We start from the raw sequence: 301 nt of genomic DNA on the forward strand, positions 1-301 counted from the left end.
GATACCGACAACGGCACGGTGACCGAAGATGGCGACAGCGATACCGATGTTGCTACCGTGCAAACCGTTGGCGGCAAGCTCGATGTGACCGACGTCGATAACGGCGAAGCCGTGTTCCAAGTCCAAACCAATGTCGCCGATGGCAACTACGGTACCTTCAGCATTGATGCTGACGGCAACTGGACCTATGTCCTTAACAACAGCCATATTGATGTGCAGTCACTCGCCGCCGGCGAAACCCTGACCCGCAACATCACAGTGACCAGCGCCGATGGCACGGCAACACACACCGTCACCATCA

The 301-nt window shown here is 56.8% G+C and carries 1 protein-coding gene; it reads left to right on the top strand.

The features are described from left to right. Positions 1 to 301, top strand: a 301-nt coding sequence (locus SHEWPOL2_RS22205; protein ID WP_037431958.1) for a VCBS domain-containing protein, incomplete at both ends; no start/stop codon positions are given.

It is taken from the genome of Shewanella sp. POL2, assembly GCF_000282755.1.
GTDB lineage: Bacteria > Pseudomonadota > Gammaproteobacteria > Enterobacterales > Shewanellaceae > Shewanella > Shewanella xiamenensis.